This is a genomic window from Erwinia wuhanensis, assembly GCF_030484085.1.
Taxonomy (GTDB): domain Bacteria; phylum Pseudomonadota; class Gammaproteobacteria; order Enterobacterales; family Enterobacteriaceae; genus Erwinia; species Erwinia aeris.
The window spans coordinates 480,094-501,197 of the sequence record NZ_JAUJUH010000001.1 but is presented as its reverse complement, the minus strand read 5'-3'; the positions used below and the strand labels follow the sequence as shown (position 1 = coordinate 501,197).

Here is a 21,104-nt window from a genome sequence, read left to right as displayed (position 1 = left end):
ACAACACGGGATAAAACAGGCGACAAATGATAGTTTTGCGTAATGTTTCCAAAACCTTTCACGCCGCGGCTGGCCCGGTGACGGCGGTTGATGATGTGAATCTCAACGTCGAACAGGGGCAGATTTACGGCATTATCGGCTACAGCGGCGCGGGGAAAAGTACGCTGATCCGCCTGCTGAACGGACTGGAAAAACCGACTTCCGGCAGCGTCACTATTGCAGGTAAAGATATCGCGCAGGCGAAGGGCGAGGCGCTGCGTCAGGCGCGTCTGAAAATCAGCATGGTGTTTCAGCACTTCAACCTGCTCTGGTCGCGTACCGTCAGCGAAAATATTGCCTTTTCGCTGCAAATCGCCGGCGCGCCCAAAGCCGCCATCAAAACGCGCGTGCAGGAGCTGATCGAACTGGTCGGCCTGAAGGGTAAAGAGCACGCCTATCCTGCTCAGCTGAGCGGCGGGCAGAAGCAGCGCGTAGGTATCGCTCGCGCACTGGCCAATAATCCGGAAGTGTTGCTGTGCGATGAGGCGACTTCGGCGCTGGATCCACAGACAACCGACGCCATTCTCGATCTGCTGCTGGATATCAACCGCAAGCTAAAGCTGACTATCGTGCTGATTACGCATGAAATGCACGTAGTGCGTAAAATCTGTCACCGCGTGGCGGTGATGGAAGCGGGCAGAATCGTGGAAGAAGGCGAAGTGCTGTCGGTATTTACTCATCCGCAGCAGCCGATTACCCGACAGTTCGTCAAGCAAACGGCAGAGTACAGCAGCGCCGAGACGCCGTTTAACCCTGAACTGATTGACCGCACGGCGGGCAGCGTGCTGAAGCTGACCTTTGTCGGCCAGAACACGCAGCAGCCGATCGTAGGCGAACTGACGCTGAAATACGGCACGCCTTTTAATATTTTGCACGGCAAGATGACGCAAACCACCAACGGCACTTTCGGCGAGCTGTGGTTACAGGTTGCCGCCACCGGCAGCGCGCTGGAAAACATCCTGGCCGATTTACACGCCTACGCCATTACGACCGAGGTGGTTCATGACTGAGACTCTTTTCCCCCATCTGAAGCTTGATCAGCTTTGGGCGGCAACCTGTGAAACCCTGTATATGACCTCGCTGTCCGGTCTGGCGACCTTTGTGCTGGGCATTTTATTCGGTCTGGCGCTGTTTCTGACCGCGCGCGGCGGCCTGTTTCAGAACCGCGCCGTTTATTCGGTGATTTCGGTACTGGTTAACGTCTTCCGCTCCATTCCTTTTATTATCCTGATTGTTTTGCTGATCCCGTTCACCAAAACGTTAATCGGCACCATTCTGGGCGCGGATGCGGCTTTGCCCGCGCTGATTGTCGGCGCGGCACCGTTCTATGCCCGACTGGTCGAAATTGGCCTGCGCGAAGTGGATAAAGGCGTGATTGAGGCTTCCCGCTCAATGGGCGCGCGGCTGAGCACGCTGATCTTTCGCGTACTGCTGCCGGAATCTTCACCGGCGCTGGTTTCCGGTATGACGGTAACGCTGATTGCGCTGGTCAGCTACAGCGCGATGGCCGGGGTGATCGGCGCGGGCGGTTTAGGTAACCTGGCCTATCTGGAGGGCTTCCAGCGCAACCACAGCGATGTCACGCTGGTGGCGACGGTTATGATCCTGATTATCGTTTTTATTATTCAGTTTATTGGCGATTTCATCACAACACGGCTCGACAAACGCTAACTCACGAAGGAAGTAATAATGAAAAAGACACTGACGCTGCTGGCTGCGGCAACCCTGGGGGCGCTGAGCCTGAGCGCATGGGCAGACACCCTGACCATCGGCGCATCCAACGTGCCGCACGCGGAAATCCTGGAGCAGGCTAAGCCGATTCTGGCGAAGCAGGGCATCGATCTGGAAATCAAACCTTTCCAGGACTACATCCTGCCGAACACCGCGCTGGCCAGCCGCGATATCGATGCGAACTATTTCCAGCACGTACCTTATCTGAACAGCGTGCTGAAAGATCATGCCGACGACAAGAGCTATGATTTTGTCAGCGCGGGCGCAATCCATATCGAGCCGATTGGCATCTACTCTAAAAAGTACAAATCGCTGAAAGACCTGCCGCAGAACGGCAAAGTTATTATGCGCGACGCGGTATCGGAAGAAGGGCGTATCCTTTCTATCTTTGAGAAAGAAGGCGTCATCAAACTGAAGCCGGGCGTGAGCAAAGTTGACGCGCGCATCAGCGATATCGTGGAAAACCCGAAACATCTGAAGTTCCTGGCTAACGTGGAAGGCGCACTGCTGCCGCAAATGTATAATAACGACGAAGGCGATGCGGTAGTAATTAACGCTAACTACGCTATCGACGCAGGCCTGGATCCGGTAAAAGATCCGATTGCAGTTGAGAGCGGCGAAAATAACCCTTACGCCAATATTATTACCGTGCATCGCGGCGACGAAAACAAGCCGGATATTAAAGCGCTGGTGACGGTGCTGCATTCTAAGCAAATCCAGGACTGGATCCGCACCAAATATAAAGGCGCGGTTATTCCTGTTAATAACTGATTGCTGTTTAATAAAAAAGGCCGGGAAACCGGCCTTTTTTTGGCGCTCGCACACTTACAGAATCTCCATCAGTCAGCACAGAAAACGGGCAGTGCCTTTGTTGTATATGGCTAAAGGAACGACGATATTATAAATCAGGCTGCCGGATCTCCTGCAGCATAAAATTGCCTGCTTTATCTTTTTGCAGTCGGATAGTCTTGCTTAACCTGTATCTTTCAGCATCGTTATTCGTGGATATTCCCATAAGTATGGCGTAATCGCCCTCCTGCCAGTTAATGTCAGGATAAGAAACGCATTCGCCTGCCGGAATCACAGGCAAGGTAGACTGAGGTTCAGATTGCCAGAAGATTTGCCCTTTTTTTCCGGTGATTTTTGTTACGGATACGCCTCTGTTTTGGAGCAGGCGGCTTTTTTTTTGAATATTATAAGGCGCGGAAAAGCAAGGCATGTTTTCTTTTAGCACGACATCCAGCGGGTAAAAGTAAGGCTTTTCAAGGTGACAGCCGCTTACCAGCAGCACGCAGGCTAGCGTTATTTTTATCATGGTAAATTCCTTTTAGCTGAAGGATCGCTCAGAAATCCCCGCATTACCCATTCATACTTAGCAAGAAGATCGGGCCCGATAAGACCCTCGAAGTTAGCTACCGCTTCAAAATTCGATCGGCCAAATGTTATTAGCCAGAAATAGTCGGCAATGATGCAGGCCTGAGCTTCTAACCTGAACTCAAGAGTATTGGCGGTGGCGAGGCAAGAATAAAGGAACAGCATAAAAACACCGTTTCAGGCAAAATACTCGCAACCTGGGGCGAGCAGTTTTGTGGTCTGTATTGATTTTTTGCATGTCACTGCTTTTTCTTTTATCTCCTTTTTTCTGATGGGGTTATAGCGTTTGCGACTACACCAGATCCGGCAAACGACGGGATTTATTTTATGATTTTATTAAAAAATACATCACATATTATATTTGAGGTGATGAAGAAAATAATTATTTTAATTAGTTCATAACCATCCCAAAAATTAAAAACGATAAATGAAAATATAAAAGTCAAAAGTAACGGTAAGCGAAAGCAGAAAATATCCCATAAAATATCCTTCCATAGGAATTTAAATGCCTTTTTCATTTTATGAGCCTCACTATATCCGATGCGATTTGTTCGTCAGTTAATGCGTGCCGAAATTTATGATCTATTTTTGTGACAACGGGCTCTATCAGAAAATAGAGCATTTCTACTTCAGCATTATAAAATTTTGTGTACAGGATAGGGTTGATTAATTTTAGCCGGTCTGCAGCGTCAATAGCAATTTTTACGTAACCATAACCACCTAAAACGGTGATGCTTTTCCTGGATATGCTGGTCAATGTGCTTTCCAGCGTTGCCCTTAGTCCTGCGCTCATATAAATTGCAGACGCAATAGAGTAAGCAATAGAGCGATTTGTGAAATTCACAGTTGCATAATCGGCGCTAAGCTTTGTCAGGATTCTGTTTAAATTTAATCTCCTCTCATAATGAATCTCGCTAAATACGTCTTCAGTAAATATTTTTAGCATATATTTTATAACATTATCTTTGACCTGTACGTCGGAGTAATTATTTTTCTTTTCTCCGAATTCAAAGCCAATATGCGGTAATTTAAAATGAAAGGTCGGAATAATTTTCAAGATGGACCTAATAAACCTTACATCTTCTTTTCTGATTTTCTCACAAACATCCTGATAATTTTCTGTTAAACATGATGAATACCAACTTAGACGTTCGACTCCGTTGTATATCAATTCGCCTTGTTTTAACGCTTCTCTACCTACTTCCTTGACTCCTTTTTCCAGAACTAAAGCCAGATAGTTCTCGGCTTCCAGTTTATTTATTATTGCTGCGTTATAACTCATGCTCACTCCTGTGCGTTATCTCCTTTGAATGCCTCAGTTACTATGTGGTTTTTTGGTCATTATGTAAACATGGAACTCAGCGGCATTACTGTTTTGCTTGTCAGATTGCGATGGCAAAACTGCTGTGTATAAAAACAGTTCTTACAAGGGTGCAGCGTGGGCGGCAAAGAGAGCAATTAAGAAACCGGCGGCGGGTTCTGGCTCGGCCGAACTCGGACGGCTTCTGGCCGGAATTTGATGCGCCAGTGTCACTGTCGATGGGGATCCAGTATCTGATATAAGCTGAAGAACTCTATCATTCCCTGCTTTTACAGCAAAAGCAGAATCTTTCTTTTCGGGAGGGCGATCTCTCTTTTTTATGCACTGGTTTACGACTTATTTTTTGATAATTATGAAAAGTATCGTCGGCGGCTTTTATATGAAAGCGCAGCGCCATAATAATCTGGCGCTGCCGGCAACAAAATCAGATGCCGCTATTTAAACAGCCCGACCCAATCGTTTTTACCTCCGTCTGCACGCCCGGCATCATCAGCGTCAGGCCGCGGATCAGCTCATCACCCGCTTCCAGCAGCGCCTCATACGGCATTGACGGCAGGCTTTCCAGTACAAACCACATTTGCGTGGCCTGGGCATTCAGCCGGGTACGCACGCCCTGACGCCAGTTCCAGCGGCGACAGGTCACGCCCTGGTCGTCACGCCAGATAACTTCACCGACCTCCGGTGATTCCACGGCCGCGCTGCCTTCTTTAACTGTATCAAACAGCTCGCTGCCGTCGGCTATTACCAGGCGCGGCTGGCCCACATAGGCGGCAATATTCTCGCCGCCGACCGGAATGGCGTAGCGAAGGCTGATAGCGTTATACAGATCGACCACCGGATCGATGCCCGGCAGCGTGCCGTCGCGCTGCACGCGTTTCCTCAGCGCTTCCGCCGAACAGGGCGTGCGCTTGGGTTTGGCGCCGAACTTTTTAAACGTTTCCGCCCAGTCGGCCAGGTGCGCTGCCGCCCAGGCAGGCGAATCGGCAAGCACCGCCTCGCAGGCCTGGGTAAGAAACGCTTGTGCGATCGAGGGATCGGCCAGCGGCGCGGCTTTTACGGTGATACTCAGGGCGCGAAAGCCCGGTGCAAGGTCGGCAATAGCCGGGGCGATTGACGGGGTGACTGAAATCATTCCATAATCCTTCGGTGACTAATTTATCCTATAGTAATGACCGATGACCAAAAAAGTCAATAAAACGACCGAGGCAGGGGCCGATATCGACAGCGTCAGCGCTGCCGTCTCGCGCAGTATTAAAACCCATCGCAAGGCGCAAAAGCTTTCGCTGGACGAGCTCGCCCGCCGCGCGGGGGTCAGTAAAGGGATGCTGGTGGAAACCGAAAAGGGCACGGCGAACCCCAGTATCGGTATTTTATGTAAAATCGCCGCCGCGCTTGGCTTGTCGGTGGCGGATATCGTCAACGTTACCGATTCGCCTTCTGCATGGCTTATCACTCGCGAGGAGATCCCTACGCTATGGCAAGGTGAAAAGGGCGGTTCCGCGCGACTGCTGGCCGGCACGCGTGGGCCGGATATGATTGAGCTGTGGCGCTGGGAAATGCATCCGGGCGAAAGCTTTTCCTCTACGGGGCATCCGGCGGGCACGCTGGAGCTGCTGCATGTCGAAGAAGGCACGCTAAACCTGCAAACCGAAAGCGCCGCGCTGACGGTTAACGCGGGCTGCTCGGCCGTCGCCAGAACGGATATGGCGCACCGCTATGCCAACGAGACTCAGAACCTGCTGATCTTTACGATGACCGTGGCCGAGCTGCATCGGGGCTAAAAGAAAAAGGATATTTGCCTTTCGCCTACAGTACTTTTTCCAGAAAGCGGCGGGTACGCTGATGAACAGGGCGATTCAGCACCCGCTCGGCGCTGCCGCTTTCGACAATTTTGCCGTCCACCATAAACACCACGCGATCGGCGACCTGCCGCGCAAAGCCTATCTCATGCGTTACCACTACCAGGGTAACGCCCGAGCGTGCCAGCCTGTTAATCACTTCCAGCACTTCGCCCACCAGCTCAGGATCCAGCGCGGAAGTCGGCTCGTCAAACAGCATCACCTTTGGGTTCAGCGCCAGCGCGCGGGCAATGGCGATGCGCTGCTGCTGGCCGCCGGAAAGCTGTCGGGGCCAGGCGTGCGCCTTTTCGCGCAGGCCGACCGTATCCAGCAGCTCGTAAGCCCGCTCAATTGCCTCGCGGCGCTTCAGCAAACCATGCACGATGGGCGCTTCAATAATGTTGTCCAGCACGGTCATATGCGGAAACAGGTTAAAGTTCTGGAATACGTAACCGACCTGAATGCGTTGTTTCAGAATCGCTTTTTCCTTCAGCTCGTACAGCTTATCGCCCCTGCGGCGATAGCCTACGTAGTCGCCGTCGATCTGAATAAAGCCTTTATCGACGCGTTCCAGATGGTTAATGGTGCGCAAAAGCGTCGACTTACCGGAGCCGGATGGCCCGAGGATCACGGTGACGGTGCCGGGTTCGATAGTCAGGCTGACATCATCCAACGCTTTAAAGGCGCCGTAGCTTTTACTGATATTGGCGATCTCAATTTTTCCGGCCTGGGTTTGCGGGCGATCGCGCCAGCTGGCGGCGTTCTCGTCGCGATTTAGTTCAAGCGCTTCTGACATCAGAACTCTCCTTAAGCGTTGCCGAACGACGGAACAGCGTTAAGCGGGCGGGGCGCCTCTGCCGCACCACGCCGCGCGCAAAATAGTTTTCGACAAAGTGTTGCAGCACCGACAGGACGGTGGTGATGCACAGATACCAGACGCTCGCCACCATTAGCAGCGGGATGACCTGCTGCGTGCGGTTATAAATAACCTGCACGGTATAAAACAGTTCCGGCATCGACAGCACGTAAACGATAGAGGTGCCTTTCGCCAGGCTAATCACCTCGTTGAAGCCGGTTGGCAGAATAGCGCGCAGCGCCTGTGGCAAAATAATACGAAAGGTGCGGCGATACGGCGGCAGGCCCAGCGCGGCGGCGGCTTCGTGCTGGCCCTGATCGACGCCGACGATGCCGCCGCGAATGATCTCGGCGGTATAGGCGGCCTGCACCAGCGACAGCCCCAGCACCGCTACCGAAAACTGATCCAGCAGATCGGTGGTGGCGTGGGTAAAGAAGGTGATGGAGGTGAAAGGCACGCCCAGCGACAGGCTGTCATACAAATAAGCGAAGTTATAAAGAATAATCAGCACCAGCAGCAGGGGCAGCGAGCGGAACAGCCAGATATAGCTCCACGCCAGCGCGTTCAGCAGCCAGGACCTGGCGAGCCGCGCCAGCGCCAGGCCGGTGCCGAGAATCGAGCCGAACAGCGTGCCCAGCAGGGTCAGCAGCAGCGTTTTCCCCAGCCCGTTTAAAATGGCCGGATCGAAAAACCACTGCGCAAATACTCCCCACTCCCAGCGCGGATTGGTGGCAATGGACTGCACCACGCCGGTAATAATAAAGAGCGCGAACGCTGCGCCCGCCATGCGCCACGGGTAGCGGGCAGGCACAACTTTCAGGACGACATCGTTCGGCGCGTCGGCGTTGTCACGCCAGCCAGCATCCGGGTTTTTCATGGTAACTCCTCAGGCGCTGCGTCGGACAGGCTGGCTGAGCAGCGTTTTGGTAAAGGGCAGGCGGCCGTCAAAGGGCGGCAGCGCATAGCGTTCGGGATCGACCGCCGGATCGAACTGCGGCTGATAACCCTGCGACAGATAGAGCCTTACCGCTTCCGGCTGGCGAAAGCCGGTGGTCAGATACAGCGCGTCATATCCCTGCAGCGCCGCCAGCCGCTCCAGCTCCAGCAGAACCTTCTGCGCCAGGCCCTGACGCCGCATACTGCTGTGCGTCCAGATACGCTTCAGCTCTGCAGTCGTGACGTTGTAACGCTTGAAGGCCCCCATCGCTATCGGCGTTTCATGGCGCAGCAGTACGATAAACGCCCCGTCGGGCGGTGCATAAATTCCCGGCGGCTCTTCTTCCTGCTCGCCAAAATAGTCGCCGTAGCGGGCGCGGTATTCGGCGAACAGCCCGTCGATAATCGGCTCAATTCGCGGATCGTCCGGCGTGGTATGGATAAAGGTTTCTTCAATCATGGCGTGCTCCCGTACTCAGTCGCCTAAACCCGGCGGGTTAATCTCGGAATGGTCGATTTTTTCGATGCTCTCGCCCCAGCGATCCAGCACCTGTAAATAGCTGCCGCTGGCGATGGCGCCGTTGAGTGAAGCCTGTACGGCTTCCACCAGCCCGCTGCCTTTTTTCAGCGTCACGGCGATATTGGCGGTTTTAGGCCAGCCGCCGGCCACCACGCCGACCAGCCTGGTGGTGCCGGTCAGTTTGGCTTTATAGGCGCCGGTAACGTTAGGGCCGAAAGTGGCGTCGGCGCGGCCGGACTGGATCGCCAGCGTGGCGGCGGCATCGTCGGTCACGTAAAGCGGCTGCATAGCGGGCAAGCCTTTCGCCTGATTTTCTTTATCCCACTGCAGCAGGATGGCTTCCTGATTGGTGCCGGAGCCCACGATAATACGTTTGCCGGCAATATCCGGCGCGGCGTCAATTTTGCTGATTTTACTGCTGCTTTTGACGTAGAAGCCCAGCGTGTCCTGACGATAGGTCGCGAAGTCAAACCGCGCTTTGCGTTCTTTAGTCACGGTTATATTGTAAATCGCCGCGTCATATTTCCCGGAGGCGACGCCCAGCGGCCAGTCTTCCCAGGAAGCCGGAACGATTTTTAATTTTAATCCCAGCCCATCGGCAACCAGACGTGCTATATCCGCTTCGCTGCCGATAACCGTTTTATTATCGCGGGCAAACAGGCCGAACGGCGGCGCGCTGCCCAACACTGCCGTAGCCACCGTCAATGTGCCGGGCGTAACAAATTTATAATTAGCCGGGATCAGCGAAGCCGCCTGAGGGTTTAACGGCGTATGCACCGGCTTTTCATTAGCGATTAAATCTATTCCCGGCGCGGCCTGGGCGCTCAGGCTCAGGCCCAGCAGCAGCGCCAGCGCGCTTAAGCGGTTGCTATTCATCATTTTATCCCTGCGTTTTGTTTTTCTGCACTATTCAGGATGCGGCAGGGCAAGTAAAACAACAAAAACAAATAAAGATAGCGGGAAATAATCTTTTCCCGTGAGCCGTAATAATTTCATTGTTATGCAAAAGCTAAGCTGTAATTAATATTTAGCGTCGCCGTTTTTATATGGAATTCTCGCTGAAAGTATTAAGAGAGAATAAATTATGTCTTATCAGTTAAGTCTTTTAGATCAAAGCCCGGTGGACGAAGGGCAAACGCCGCAGGCCGCGCTGGCGGCGACGCTTGCCTTTGCCCGCACGGCGGAGCGGCTGGGCTACCACCGGCTGTGGGTGTCTGAACATCACGACAACGAGCGCCTGGCGGGCAGCTCGCCGGAAGTGCTGATAGCCTGGCTTCTGGCCCACACCAGCCGGTTACGCATCGGCTCCGGCGGCGTGATGCTGCAACACTACAGTCCTTACAAGGTGGCGGAAAATTTTCATTTGCTGGCTTCGCTGGCAACCGGGCGCGTCGATTTAGGCGTTGGCAAAGCGCCGGGCGGGTTGCCGCTTTCCACCAAAGCTTTGCAGGGTGAACTGGCAGGGCAAAAGGATTTTCCCGCGCTGCTGGCGCAGTTAACCCGCTATCTTGACGCCGTGACCGAACCGGCCAGCGGTGAAGCCGCCAGAGCGCTGCCGGCGCCATCACACTCGCCGTCGCGCTTTCTGCTGGGTGCCAGTGCGGAAAGCGCCCGGCTGGCCGCGCATCTGGGATGGAACTTTGTCTATGCCGGTTTTATTAACGCCTCTGAGCAGGCGATGCGGGAAGCGGTGCTGACCTTTCACGAGTACGCGCAGCAGGGTAAGGCGCTGATCAGCCTGGCGGCGCTGGCGGCCGACACCACTGAGGAAGCGGCTTCGCTACTGGCCGAACAGCATAACTATCGCGTCACGCTTGGCGAACGGCACGTGACCGTCGGCAGCGAAGCGCAGGCGCTGGCTTTTGTCCAGCAGGCGGGCGCGGCGGACTACCGTATTGAAAAGCAGGCGCTGAACGTGCTGCACGGCACCGCCGACGTTATCCACCAGCGGCTGGCCGCGTTACAGCAAAGCCTTAAGGTCGACGAATTTATTCTGCATACGCCGCTAAGCAATCCCGCGCGGCGTCTGCGTTCCATTACTCTGCTGGCGGGCCAGCATTAAGGAGATTGTATGAGCACCCACATCAAATTCGGCCTGATGCTGCATGGCGCGGGCGGCCATATGAATGCATGGCGTCATGCCAGCGCGCCGGCCGATGCCAGCGTAAACTTCCGCTACTTTACCGATCTGGCACAGCAGGCGGAGGCGGCAGGGTTCGATTTCCTTTTCGTCGCCGACGGGCTGCACATCAACGAGAAGTCGCTGCCGCATTTCCTTAATCGCTTCGAGCCCGTGGCGCTGCTGTCGGCGCTGGCCGCGGTCACGCAGCGGATTGGGCTGGCGGGCACGATTTCTACTTCGTACAGCGATCCTTTCACCGTTGCCCGTCAGCTGGCGACGCTGGATAATATCAGCGGCGGCCGGGCCGGCTGGAACGTGGTGACCTCGCCGCTGGAAGGCTCGGCGCAGAACTTCGGTAAGGCGCATCCGGCGCACTCGCTGCGCTACGAGATTGCCGAGGAATATATTAACGTGGTGCAGGGATTATGGGATTCCTGGGAGGACGACGCCTTCGTGCGCGATCGCGACAGCGGCGTTTTTTTTGACGCGGCCAAACTGCACAGGCTGAATCACCAGGGCAAATTTTTCTCGGTAGCCGGGCCGCTGAATATTCAGCGTTCGCCGCAGGGGCAGCCGGTGATTTTCCAGGCGGGCGCGTCCGATACCGGCATCGGCCTGGCCGGAAAATCCGCCGATGCGGTATTCACCAACGCGCGCACGCTTGCGGAAGCGCAGAGCTATTCGCGGAAGCTACAGGCCAGCGTTGCCGCTAACGGGCGCGATCCGGTAGCTATCTTTCCCGGCATCAGCCCCATTATTGGCAAAACGCCGGAAGAGGCCGAAGCGAAATATCAGCATTTGCTGTCGCTGCTTTCCCTCGACGATGCGCTGGCCTATCTGGGTCGCTTCTTTGAGCATCATGATTTCAGCCAGTACGATCCGGACGGGCCTTTCCCGGACGTTGGCGAGCTGGGGCAGAACAGCTTCCGTTCCACTACCGACAGCATCAAGCATCGGGCACGGGAAGAGCAACTGACGCTGCGTCAGGTAGCTTATGAAACCACGCTGCCGCGCGGCGAATTCTTCGGTACGCCGCAGCAGGTGGCCGACGCGCTGATTGCATGGGTAGAAAAGGGCGGCGCGAGCGGTTTTATCCTCAGCGGCCCGGTGCTGGTGGAGTCGCTACGCGATATCACGCGTGATGTGCTGCCGATACTGGCGGCGCGCGGCTACTGGCAGCCTTCTGACGAAACCACGCTGCGCGGCAGGCTGGGGCTGCCGTTTAAAGTCAATCGTTACGCTGAGCCGGTGCCGGAGCTGGTTGAAAACCAATAAGATTGATGACGGGCGGCGTCGTGCCGCCCGTGTCCGGGCCTACTGTGGTTTCTTATCCAGCGTCCAGGTGGCGCTGCTGACTTCCACCTTCACCGGCAGCAGGCCAATCTGCGTGAATTTATCGGCCAGCGCCTGCTGCTGGCTGAACACTTCCGGCGTCATCCTTTGCGCGCCAAAAGGCATTCTGGCGAGGGCTTTTTGCCAGATCGGCTGCGGCAGGCCGGTTGAGGATGAGAGGATCTTCGCCGTTTCTTCGGGATGGCCGTTAGCCCAGTCGCTGAGCTTGCCCAATTCGCCCAGCACTTTTTCCGCCGTTTGCGGGTGCGCTTCCGCAAATTTACGGCTGGCCAGATAGAAGGTGTAATGCGGCACCAGTCCTTCCGCGTTTTGCACTATTCTGGCTCTGGCGTTAGTCTCTACTTCCGCCAGGTAAGGATCCCAGATAACCCAGGCGTCCACTGCGCCACGCTGGAAGGCGGCGCGGGCATCGGCAGGCGGCAGGTAAACCGGCTTGATATCCTTATAGCTCAGCCCGGCTTTTTCCAGCGCGGTAATCAGCAGATAGTTAACGTCCGAGCCCTTGTTCAGCGCCACGCGTTTGCCTTTCAGATCGGCGACATTTTTAATGGAAGAAGCCTGCGGCACCACAATGGCTTCGGTTTTAGGGTTAGCGAGCGAGTGGCCCAGATAGACCAGTTCGGCCTGTGCGGCCTGAGCAAAGGCGGGCGGCGCGTCGCCCGTTGCGGCCAGATCGATGCTGCCGACGTTCAGTCCTTCCAGCATTTGCGGCCCGGCCGGAAATTCCACCCAGCGTACCTGAATGCCCTGTTTTTTAAATTCGTCGTCCAGCGTGCCGCGATATTTCAGCAGCGCGAAAATATTCGCTTTCTGATAGCCGATATTGACCGTTTCCGGCTGGCTTGCCGCCAGCGCCTGCTGTGAAGTGGCCGCCAGAACCAGCGCGGCAAGGCTGCTAACAAGATAATTTTTCATGGTTTTCCCCGTAAAAGTCATCAGCGCACCATAGCAAATTGGTTACGCAGCGCTTAGCGAGTAAATCTGCTGTCCTTAGCATGAAAAAACATATTGGCATTGAAGGCGGCTGGGGTAAAAAATGGAAACAGGTCACAGCTTTCGATCGTGATGGCTTGCATGCCAGACACGGATTGTGCAAAATTTACCCGGCAATATTCAGGGAAATAGCAATCAGTTAAAACAGGGATGAAAAAGATGAAAAGATTAGTCAGCGCGCTGGCGCTGCTGCTTTGTGCCTGCGCGCCTCAGGGCAGCGTAGAACGCCATACCACCCATGCCGTCCATCAAATTGCGGACGCCAATTTCGATCCTAATACGCGTATGCTGCTGGCCGACTCCATCCGCGTGATGCGGCCCGGCTTTCAGGCTGTTTATCAGGCAGGCGTAAAGGACAGGGCTGCCGGCTTAAGTAAAGCGCAAATGGAAGAAAAAGCCGCCTGTCTGCTCAAGCCTGAAAACCTGCCGGATGAGGCCGTTACCCATACTTTTCTTGGTCAGACGTACCTGGCCGATCGGCCAGAAAAAGAGCGTAAGATCCTGGCCGATGCGCTGACAGCGACCTATCGGGATGGCTATGAAGGGAGGCCTTAGCGCTGCGTCAATCAGGTAAGCCAGCGCATGGCGGCAAGGATGACCACGGGCGAGCCATCCTTGCCTTAACCTTTTTTTATTCGCCTTTAGCTTCGGTTAATGCCTGGGCCGCACAGACCAGCGCCAGATGGCTCAGCCCCTGCGGCAGGTTGCCGCGCCAGCTGGCGGTTCTGACGTCAAACATCTCGTTAAAGATTTCTACGTTGCCTCTGTCGCACAGGCTTTCCAGAATTTCATGCATGGACGCCTCCGCGCGTTTTGTATCCCCCATTGAAGCGCAGGCTTCCACCAGCCAGAAAGAGCAGGCCACAAAGGTGCTTTCTTCCTGCTCCACGCCGCTGTAGCGATACAGCATGGCGCTGTTGTGGCCCAGCTCACGGCGGATGGCGTCATAAGTTTTCAGCATGCGTTCGGGATTGACGCTGTTGCCATAATGGTGCATCAGCGCCAGCGAGGCGTCCAGCCTGTCTTCGCAGCCGACATAGAACAGATAGGCCTGGCGGCTCTCCGACCAGCAGTGCTCTTCGATCCAGTCGCGAATACGATCGCGCTCGCGCTCCCAGCGGCCGACCCAGGTAGGTTCGATATGTTTGCCTTCGGCCATCGCGACGGCCTGATCCAGCGCCAGCCAGCAGGCCATTTTGGAGTGGGTGTAGTGCTGTTCGTCGGGCAGCTCCCAGATCCCCGAATCCTTTTGCCGCCAGCTGTCGGCACAGCAGTTGGCCAGTTCGCCAAGCATTCGTGAGGTAGCAATATCCAGCACGTGGCCCGCCTGGATAAACAGCCGGGCGGTAGAGAGCATATCGCCATACATGCTGAGCTGTACCTGATCGCGGGCATTATTACCCACGCGCACGGGTTGTGAATCTTCATAGCCCCTGAGCGGCAGGTAACGCTCTTCCGGCACCAGACTACCGTCCAGGGTATAGCAGGCGCGCAGCTTCACGCCGTGGCGGATAATGGTGTGCGTCAGCCAGGAAAAAGCGGCCTTACAATCTTCCAGCGCCCCCAGGTAGACGAAGGATTTAATGATCAGGCAGGCGTCGCGCACCCAGGCGTAGCGATAGTCGTAGTTCTTCTCGCCGCCAAAGCCTTCGGGTAAGGATGACGTCGCCGCAGCCGCCAGCGCGCCAGTTGGCGAGTACCAGAGAAATTTTAGCGACAGCGCGGAACGCTTAACGTGCGGTGAGAACAGCCCCTGATAAGAAAGGTGGTTGACCCAGTCGCGCCAGGCGGTATGACTGGTTTCAATCCTGTCGTCGATCGCCGCGAGATCCGGCACGGCTAACGGCTCTTTTTCACTCGCCAGCAGCGCTATCAGCGAATGCGAACCGGGAGAGGTGACCAGGCGTCCTTCGACCGCTTCATCGCACAGCCAGCTAATCGTTACGTCTTCGCTGGTGCGCAGCATGGTCATCAGATCGCCGATATGAAAAACCGCGCCGTGATGGGTATCCGCTACCCACGGCGAGCGGCTTTCCGCCATCGTGCCCAGCTTAAGGCGCAGGTTCAGCACGACTTCGCCTTCAACGCCTTCCACACGTCGCGCCAGCTCGCTCCACGGCAGACGGCCCGCCAGCGAGCTGTTCAGCGATTCGGTAAGGCGAACCGATCCGCTTTCTGTGCTGTATAGCGTTTCAAGGACGTTGCTCTCCTCGCGATAGCGCCGCTCGACGCGGTAGCTGCCTTCAGGCTCCAGCTGGAAAAAACCGCCGATACCGGGATCGAGGATGCGATCGAACAGCGGCGGCGAGTCCAGATTGGGCGCGCACCACCAGTCGATGGCGCCATCGGGCGCGATCAGCGCCACGGAGCGCCCCTCGCCGATAGCCGCATAGTCGCCGAGACCGGCAAAACCCTCTTTACGCACGGGAGAGCGGTAGGTTTTATTTTTCACTCGACGTCCCTTGTTCAGAATATATAGACGGCCTGAGCCATAAAACGATGATGGCTCACCGAATGACATCAGGCTCTGGATTGAAAAGTATAGATAAGTTTTCAGCTTGCGCAGGCAAAGCGCCCGGCATGACGGCGCCCGGGCGGCAACATTGGGGAAAATAGCGTAATAAGCGCGGCCGCAAATAGCATGGCGCAGGCGTGTTGGTTATTAAAGCGTCACTGGCGGGCGAGAAACCAGCATTTCAATCGGCACATCGAGCGCCAGAGCCAGGTTATTCAGGGTAAGCAAACTGATATTACGCTTGCCGTTTTCAATATCGCTAAGATAAGTACGATCGATGCCGCTACGCTCGCTCAGGGCAATCTGACTTAGCTGCTTGCGTTTGCGGAACAGACGTACCCGTTCGCCGACGCTAATTAACAGACCGTCATGCAAAGTGTTTTCTCCGGCAAATTCAGGCTGGGATCCATCCTGAATCTATATAACAACATTCTGATTTAACAGCATTAAATTTCATTTAAGACTATTCCTGGTGTTCGCCATCTGCCTGGCCGGGCCGCTACTATTGCCTGTTCTCAGCCGTGATATTTTTTAATGCTGCTTGCCATTGCGGTCGAGATCCGGCTGAAAGTCGGTTTCAGAATGCCGTAACAGTTAATCAGACGGCAGGTTGGGCAGCGACTTGCTTATTAATGCTCCTTCTGGCGTTTCTGCTTTCCCAATATTGTTGAAAAACCGCGCGGCTGGCAGCCTGCCGCCCCACAATTCTTCCTGAGTTGTTACACTCAGTTCTGGTGTCTCAACAGGAGTAATCATGAAACTGGGCTTTGCTTGTAAATATTTTAATGCTGAGGCAAAACAGCCTTTTCCATTAAGAGCCACCACGCGCACCCGATTTTTGAGCCTGGATAAAGCAGCGCGGCTGGCGCTAATCAGCGAAATATCGCAGCATAATCTCAGCAATCTTTACCTGACGCTGGAAGCGCTGGCGAAAGAGCCGGAAGCGCTACGTATGATGCGGCTGGGAAGCGATCTGCTGCCTCTGTTTACGGTGCCGGAAGCGAACGAGCTGTATCAGGACTATTTACCGGAACTGCATTCGGCGCTGGCGAAATGCGGCGATTTCGCCCGGGCCCATCATATCCGCCTCTCTTTTCATCCGGGACAATATTCCGTGCTGGCGTCAGATAATCCACTGGTGGTGGAACGCGCCATTGAAGACGTGGAATATCACACGCTGTGCGCGAAGCTGATGGGCTATGGCAAAACCTTCCAGGATTTTAAAATCAATATCCATATGAACGGCAAGGGCGGTTTTGAGGGATTTCAAACCGCGTTTCACCGCCTCAGCCCGGAAGCGAAAAACATGCTGACGGTGGAAAACGATGAGATTTCCTGTTCGCTGGATGACGTGCTTCAGGCGAAAGAGCTCTGTCCCATCGTGCTGGATATTCATCACCATTGGGTAAAAGAGAACGAATTTATCCAGCCCGACGATCCGCGTATCGCGCAGATTGAAGCCTCCTGGCGCGGCGTCAGGCCGGTGCTGCACTATTCGATTTCGCAGGAAGGTATCATTCCGCCACACGGCTGGCCAAATCAGGAAGAGTTAGGCGTGGCAAGAACTAAGCTGCGGGCGCACTCCGACTATTATTTTAACGATACGCTGAACGACTGGGCTTTATCGTTCAAAGAGTTCGATATCATGTGCGAAGTAAAAATGAAGAACCTGGCGAGGGATCGGCTGTTTAACTACGCAGGGCAGGACAAAGAACAGGATTAGCGAGCGCGGAACATGCGCGATGGCGCACATGTTCCGTTTCCCGCCTTGCCTAGAGCTTGCCGCTGCGGGTCTGCTCTGAGGTGGTAAAATGGGTTTCGCCATGAGCAATATCGCCGCCGCCCTTGACGCTTTTCAGCTGGACGGTATCGCCATGTTCCCAGGCGTTGGCGCCTGCCGCTGCCGGATGCGCAATGATATCTTTGCGTGACTCTCTGATTTTCTTCGTGTCCACGTCGAATCTTTTGTCGCGATCGATCAGCAAACGCGGATCCATCTGGCCGTCGGCGGTAAAGCCCATCATCAGCGCCGGAATGCCCAACGGCAGCGTTTTATCACGATCGGTATGCCAGGTATGCCAGGTTTTGCCGTAGGTATTAACGATACGCGACATCAGCGCTTTTTCCGCCAGCGGCGGCAGGCCAGGCGCGATCAGCGTGCCGGATTTCACCTCATACTGATGGCTGTGCCAATACTTTTTCTCTTCCGGCGGCAGCGTTTTAAACAGTCTTTCGCTGATAATATATTCCACGCCCATCAGCTTGGCGTCGCGCGTGTTGCCATCGTAAATTACCGCCTGCATCACGTCGTCGTTGAGAATGGTGACGTAATGGTGCGCCTCCATCTGTCCATTGTGGTCGCCGTTATAGAAATGAAAGCCGTCCAGATAAGCGTTAATAGCGTCAATGGGCGGGCGGGACTGCATCGCTGCCGCGCCGGTATCCAGCAGCTTTTTTTCCGTCGAGGTCGGGGCGCCAGGGCTGGTAACTTGCGAGGGCGAATTGTGCGCGCCGCAGCCGCACAGCAGCAGGGCGATCAGAGGCAGGGTTCCTTTCATTTTGTCTCCGTAACTTGAAAGTGTCTGAAATTGTTTAATGCTGATACAAAATGTCAGTAAAAGCCTGGCAGGTAACGGTCATTTCGCAACGTCGTTGTTCCGGCAATGTTTCTTCACCAGCGTGAGGCCCGGCGTCCTTTACCCGCCACTTTTCTGCCTGAAATCAGCGCGCGGCATCTCCTTTGTGACACGGCGGCCGATCTTCTACTAAGTTAAACAGGAGGACGCTATTTTATAAAGGAGGCCACCTTGACTGACCAAAAGAATGATTCAGCAACGATCCAGACGACCGAACTGCTTCAAACCAGCGAAGCCTGGAACGGTACGCCCTATACCGCTTATCCCGCCGGTAAACCCCAGCTTACGGTAATGAAGATGACTATTCCGCCGCATACGTCGCTGCCCTGGCATTCGCATCCGATGCCAAATATGGCTTATTTGCTCTCTGGCCAGCTGACCATTGAAGATAAAGAGAGCGGCAGAACGCATCAGGTAAAGGCTGGCGAAGCGCTGAATGAGGCAACGGGCGATATTCATCGCGGCTATACCACCGACGAAGCCGCTGAGCTGGTGATCTTCTACGCGGGCGCAGAGGGACAGCCGCTGTCGGAGCCGTTGCCCGGCGAGCCTGCGGAGTTTTAACCGGTTGACGGCAGACAAGCCCAGGCTTCAGCGTTAGTATGACGGTTTCAACGCGCCAGATGCGCGCCGCTAAAGGTCATTATGCTATGAAAAAAATTGGGTTTCTCTCTTTCGGTCACTGGACGCCCTCTGCACAGTCGGCCACCCGATCGGCGGCAGATGCGCTGCTGCAATCTATCGATCTGGCGGTAGCCGCAGAAGAGCTGGGCGCCGACGGCGCCTATTTTCGCGTGCACCACTTTGCCCGCCAGCTTAGCGCGCCGTTTCCGCTGCTGGCGGCCGTTGCGGCCCGTACCAATAAAATTGAAATTGGTACCGGCGTTATTGATATGCGCTACGAGAACCCGCTTTATATGGCGGAAGACGCCGGCGTGGCCGATTTAATCAGCGGCGGGCGTTTGCAGTTGGGCCTCAGCCGCGGCTCACCGGAACAGGTCATTGAAGGCTGGCGCTACTTTGGCTATGGCCCGCAGGAGGGCGAAAGCGATGCTGATATGGGGCGGCGCCATACCGAGGCGCTGCTGGAAGTGTTGAAGGGCGAAGGGTTTGCAAAACCTAATCCGCAGCCGATGTTTCCTAATCCGCCGGGACTGCTGCGGCCTGAACCTTTTTCCTCCGGGCTGCGTGAACGGATCTGGTGGGGGTCGGGTTCGGACGCCACGGCGGTTTGGGCCGCGAAGCTGGGGATGAACCTGCAAAGCTCGACGCTAAAAGATGACGAAACCGGCGAGCCTTTCCATATTCAGCAGGCAAAACAGATCCGTGCCTATCGCGCCGCCTGGCGGGAAGCGGGTCATCAGCGCGAACCGCGCGTTTCGGTCAGCCGCAGTATTTTTGCGTTGGTCAGCGAACAGGATCGTGCCTGGTTTGGCAGCAGCGGGCAGGGTGGCGATCAGATTGGCTACCTGGATGAAAAAACGCGTGCCATCTTCGGGCGCAGCTATGCCGCCGAACCGGAGAAGCTGATTGCCCAGCTGGCGAAGGATGAAGCGATTGCCGAGGCGGATACGTTGCTGCTGACCATCCCTAATCAGCTTGGCGTGGCATATTGCACGCATATGCTGGAAGCAATCCTTAAATATGTCGCCCCGGAGCTGGGTTGGCGGTAGCAATGAGCCAGGGCAACCTGGCCGGTTAAAGGCAGCGCTGTCAGCGACGGAAAAGTAATCCTGTTAAGCGCAGAAAAGGTGCTGGCTGTGGCGAAGGTCAGCACCTCCATTTAAACGTATTTCAGCTATGCCAATGGCTGTATCACAAAATTTTTTCGCTTAAACCTGGCAGGGAAGGTAATAGTTAAAGACAGATATCCAAAGAATAATAAATAGCCGGTGGCACATGAGCCGGGCAAAATAAAATCAACCCAATGCCGAACTTTCTCAGTAAACGATGGGCCATAACGTTTTCCCTTCTGTCTCGCCTGTATGGCACTTCTCTACCGTATTACGCGCAATACAACCTTGTTGCTAAGTGCTGTGCCACATCCTTTTCGCTCTCATCCTTTCAAAGGCGCGCTTTTTCCATCGAAAACCGGCAATTCCGGCGTACGGCTTTTAGCCGCTACAGAGCGTGCCTTTCTGCTTTGCCGGTTCATCTTATGGTTTGTAAGCTGCCTGAGTTACCTAAAATAGTTACAACATACATTTATTTTCAATATCAATAACCTCAAATAGACACCGAGCAGCTGGCGCTTAGCAGAGGCTTAATGCGCTTCTTTTGCTTACCCATAAGCCTTCCTGGCAGACAAGCCTGAAGGATCCTTAAGGACAGGGCAGGGGAGAGAACGCGCGCGACAGCGAGATGTTAACCAGGTTTAGGTAGGTGATCGGAGGGGATGCCATCCAGCAAAAGAGGCTGTCTGACAGGGGATCGTAAATCATCGGAAAAATCATTTAGCGTCATTCACGGGAAATAATTTCTATAAGAAAGAGAGCGGCTACCGTAAAAGAAAACTATCTTAGCGGAGTATTTTAATTATGAGAAAAATTTTCGTAGTGAAAAACATATCACCTCATGCATAAACCATGCTGATTGATAAAGCGGTGGAATTTAAAGACGCTGCAATGAAGATCGCCACGTAGGTGGTAAATAAGAAACAGCGTTGCATTTTATTAAAATCAAAAGAATTTTCCTGCTGCGCTTATTTTATCTGGGTTTATAAGAGACTTTTCAAATTTTATTTTCATTAGCCTTTCTCAGTAAAATAAAATATTAACACCTTTTATTTAAAGATAATTCTTGCTGTAACATAGTCCGTAAAAAAACGGAATGATCATTTATTGGTAAGTAATGGTAGTTTTACAGCCTGC

The 21,104-nt window shown here is 54.5% G+C and carries 23 protein-coding genes; 10 read left to right on the top strand and 13 right to left on the bottom strand.

The genetic code is table 11. From position 1 onward, the window contains the following. Positions 1-26 precede the first annotated feature (26 nt). From QZH36_RS02280 to QZH36_RS02270, 3 genes are read left to right on the top strand one after another with little or no spacing between them, the layout of a single operon-like run. Positions 27-1,049 (top strand): methionine ABC transporter ATP-binding protein, encoded by a 1,023-nt coding sequence (locus QZH36_RS02280; RefSeq protein ID WP_301729558.1) that lies wholly within the window; start codon positions 27-29, stop codon positions 1,047-1,049. Further along, positions 1,042-1,710: a methionine ABC transporter permease gene (locus QZH36_RS02275; protein WP_301250841.1), complete on the top strand. Its 669-nt coding sequence runs from the start codon at positions 1,042-1,044 to the stop codon at positions 1,708-1,710. The genes QZH36_RS02280 and QZH36_RS02275 overlap by 8 nt, the downstream gene beginning before the upstream one ends. Positions 1,711-1,728: 18 nt before the next feature. Further along, complete coding sequence (locus QZH36_RS02270; RefSeq protein ID WP_253454205.1) at positions 1,729-2,541, top strand: MetQ/NlpA family ABC transporter substrate-binding protein; 813 nt, start codon at positions 1,729-1,731, stop codon at positions 2,539-2,541. Positions 2,542-2,668: 127 nt separating this feature from the next. On the opposite strand, the gene QZH36_RS02265 is transcribed toward QZH36_RS02270, so the two are convergent. The 4 genes from QZH36_RS02265 to QZH36_RS02250 all read right to left on the bottom strand — a co-directional run bounded on the left by QZH36_RS02265 (position 2,669) and on the right by QZH36_RS02250 (position 5,597). Continuing rightward, entirely contained in the window at positions 2,669-3,085 is a 417-nt protein-coding gene (locus QZH36_RS02265) for a putative T6SS immunity periplasmic lipoprotein (RefSeq protein WP_301729557.1), read from the bottom strand. Then, positions 3,082-3,309, bottom strand: coding sequence for a hypothetical protein (locus tag QZH36_RS02260; protein ID WP_253454201.1), 228 nt, complete (start codon positions 3,307-3,309; stop codon positions 3,082-3,084). Before QZH36_RS02260 ends, QZH36_RS02265 begins: the two co-directional genes overlap by 4 nt. Positions 3,310-3,658: 349 nt before the next feature. Beyond that, positions 3,659-4,426 (bottom strand): hypothetical protein, encoded by a 768-nt coding sequence (locus QZH36_RS02255; RefSeq protein WP_301729556.1) that lies wholly within the window; start codon positions 4,424-4,426, stop codon positions 3,659-3,661. Positions 4,427-4,889: 463 nt separating this feature from the next. Continuing rightward, positions 4,890-5,597 carry a B3/B4 domain-containing protein gene (locus tag QZH36_RS02250; RefSeq protein WP_301729555.1) on the bottom strand — a complete coding sequence of 236 codons (708 nt, stop codon included), beginning with the start codon at positions 5,595-5,597 and terminating at the stop codon, positions 4,890-4,892. A 43-nt stretch (positions 5,598-5,640) separates the two neighbouring features. Here QZH36_RS02250 and QZH36_RS02245 point away from each other — a divergent pair, with 43 nt between their 5' ends. Next, positions 5,641-6,246, top strand: a complete 606-nt coding sequence (locus QZH36_RS02245) for a helix-turn-helix domain-containing protein (RefSeq protein WP_301729554.1) — start codon at positions 5,641-5,643, stop codon at positions 6,244-6,246. 25 nt (positions 6,247-6,271) lie between these two features. Here QZH36_RS02245 and QZH36_RS02240 read toward each other — a convergent pair whose 3' ends face one another. The 4 genes from QZH36_RS02240 to QZH36_RS02225 are packed head-to-tail and all read right to left on the bottom strand — an operon-like array spanning position 6,272 to position 9,494. After that, entirely contained in the window at positions 6,272-7,099 is an 828-nt protein-coding gene (locus QZH36_RS02240) for an amino acid ABC transporter ATP-binding protein (protein WP_253454190.1), read from the bottom strand. Then, complete coding sequence (locus QZH36_RS02235; RefSeq protein ID WP_253454189.1) at positions 7,083-8,036, bottom strand: amino acid ABC transporter permease; 954 nt, start codon at positions 8,034-8,036, stop codon at positions 7,083-7,085. Before QZH36_RS02235 ends, QZH36_RS02240 begins: the two co-directional genes overlap by 17 nt. A gap of 9 nt (positions 8,037-8,045) precedes the next feature. Next, the gene (locus tag QZH36_RS02230; RefSeq protein WP_301250834.1) at positions 8,046-8,555 is read right to left on the bottom strand and encodes a GNAT family N-acetyltransferase; all 510 of its coding nucleotides are present in this window, start codon (positions 8,553-8,555) and stop codon (positions 8,046-8,048) included. Positions 8,556-8,570: 15 nt separating this feature from the next. Next, positions 8,571-9,494 carry an ABC transporter substrate-binding protein gene (locus QZH36_RS02225; RefSeq protein ID WP_301250832.1) on the bottom strand — a complete coding sequence of 308 codons (924 nt, stop codon included), beginning with the start codon at positions 9,492-9,494 and terminating at the stop codon, positions 8,571-8,573. Between the two features lie 205 nt (positions 9,495-9,699). Here QZH36_RS02225 and QZH36_RS02220 point away from each other — a divergent pair, with 205 nt between their 5' ends. After that, positions 9,700-10,677 (top strand): MsnO8 family LLM class oxidoreductase, encoded by a 978-nt coding sequence (locus QZH36_RS02220; RefSeq protein ID WP_301250830.1) that lies wholly within the window; start codon positions 9,700-9,702, stop codon positions 10,675-10,677. 9 nt (positions 10,678-10,686) lie between these two features. Further along, positions 10,687-12,012, top strand: coding sequence for an LLM class flavin-dependent oxidoreductase (locus tag QZH36_RS02215; protein WP_301250828.1), 1,326 nt, complete (start codon positions 10,687-10,689; stop codon positions 12,010-12,012). 39 nt (positions 12,013-12,051) lie between these two features. On the opposite strand, the gene QZH36_RS02210 is transcribed toward QZH36_RS02215, so the two are convergent. Then, on the bottom strand, positions 12,052-13,005 hold the full coding sequence (locus QZH36_RS02210; protein ID WP_301729553.1) for an aliphatic sulfonate ABC transporter substrate-binding protein: 954 nt from the start codon (positions 13,003-13,005) through the stop codon (positions 12,052-12,054). A gap of 237 nt (positions 13,006-13,242) precedes the next feature. On the opposite strand from QZH36_RS02210, the gene QZH36_RS02205 reads away from it, so the two are divergent. Further along, entirely contained in the window at positions 13,243-13,638 is a 396-nt protein-coding gene (locus QZH36_RS02205) for an Exc2 family lipoprotein (protein WP_253454177.1), read from the top strand. Positions 13,639-13,714: 76 nt separating this feature from the next. Here the strand turns inward: QZH36_RS02205 and QZH36_RS02200 are convergent, their stop codons facing one another. The 3 genes from QZH36_RS02200 to QZH36_RS02190 all read right to left on the bottom strand — a co-directional run bounded on the left by QZH36_RS02200 (position 13,715) and on the right by QZH36_RS02190 (position 16,420). Continuing rightward, the gene (locus QZH36_RS02200; RefSeq protein ID WP_253454175.1) at positions 13,715-15,535 is read right to left on the bottom strand and encodes a glycoside hydrolase family 15 protein; all 1,821 of its coding nucleotides are present in this window, start codon (positions 15,533-15,535) and stop codon (positions 13,715-13,717) included. A gap of 210 nt (positions 15,536-15,745) precedes the next feature. Beyond that, on the bottom strand, positions 15,746-15,973 hold the full coding sequence (locus tag QZH36_RS02195; protein WP_253454173.1) for a helix-turn-helix domain-containing protein: 228 nt from the start codon (positions 15,971-15,973) through the stop codon (positions 15,746-15,748). Positions 15,974-16,192: 219 nt separating this feature from the next. Next, complete coding sequence (locus QZH36_RS02190) at positions 16,193-16,420, bottom strand: hypothetical protein (RefSeq protein WP_301729728.1); 228 nt, start codon at positions 16,418-16,420, stop codon at positions 16,193-16,195. On the opposite strand from QZH36_RS02190, the gene QZH36_RS02185 reads away from it, so the two are divergent. Then, positions 16,353-17,321 carry an apurinic/apyrimidinic endonuclease family protein gene (locus QZH36_RS02185; protein ID WP_301729552.1) on the top strand — a complete coding sequence of 323 codons (969 nt, stop codon included), beginning with the start codon at positions 16,353-16,355 and terminating at the stop codon, positions 17,319-17,321. The genes QZH36_RS02190 and QZH36_RS02185 overlap by 68 nt on opposite strands. Positions 17,322-17,370: 49 nt before the next feature. On the opposite strand, the gene QZH36_RS02180 is transcribed toward QZH36_RS02185, so the two are convergent. After that, positions 17,371-18,156, bottom strand: coding sequence for an OBAP family protein (locus QZH36_RS02180; protein WP_301250824.1), 786 nt, complete (start codon positions 18,154-18,156; stop codon positions 17,371-17,373). Positions 18,157-18,405: 249 nt separating this feature from the next. On the opposite strand from QZH36_RS02180, the gene QZH36_RS02175 reads away from it, so the two are divergent. Beyond that, positions 18,406-18,798, top strand: a complete 393-nt coding sequence (locus QZH36_RS02175; protein WP_253454168.1) for a cupin domain-containing protein — start codon at positions 18,406-18,408, stop codon at positions 18,796-18,798. A gap of 86 nt (positions 18,799-18,884) precedes the next feature. Continuing rightward, positions 18,885-19,907, top strand: coding sequence for an LLM class flavin-dependent oxidoreductase (locus QZH36_RS02170; RefSeq protein WP_253454166.1), 1,023 nt, complete (start codon positions 18,885-18,887; stop codon positions 19,905-19,907). Positions 19,908-21,104: the final 1,197 nt, after the last annotated feature.